This window comes from Megasphaera sp. ASD88 (assembly GCF_002287425.1).
GTDB classification, from domain to species: domain Bacteria; phylum Bacillota; class Negativicutes; order Veillonellales; family Megasphaeraceae; genus Megasphaera; species Megasphaera stantonii.
In genome coordinates this window covers 1-353 of record NZ_NQXW01000077.1, presented here as the reverse complement: position 1 = coordinate 353, position 353 = coordinate 1, and the positions used below count along the sequence as shown (strand labels likewise).

Here is a 353-nt window from a genome sequence, read left to right as displayed (position 1 = left end):
CGAAACACTGATATGGACCGATAGCGAATAGTACCGTGAGGGAACGGTGAAAAGAACCCCGGGAGGGGAATGAAAGAGAACCTGAAACCGTATGTCTACAAACAGTCGAAGCGCTTTACATGCGCGACGGCGTGCCTATTGAAGAATGAACCGGCGAGTTACTGTTGCCAGCGAGGTTAAGCGGGAAACGCGGAGCCGAAGCGAAAGCGAGTCTGAACAGGGCGATAAGTTGGTAGCAGTAGACCCGAAACCACAGTGATCTACCCATGTCCAGGTTGAAGCACAGGTAAAAATGTGTGGAGGACCGAACCAGTGAGCGTTGAAAAGCTTTTGGATGAGATGTGGGTAGGGGT

The 353-nt window shown here is 51.6% G+C and carries 1 rRNA gene; it reads left to right on the top strand.

The window, feature by feature from the left end:
• Positions 1–353: ribosomal RNA gene (locus tag CJ260_RS12595) — 23S ribosomal RNA — on the top strand; the annotation flags it as partial.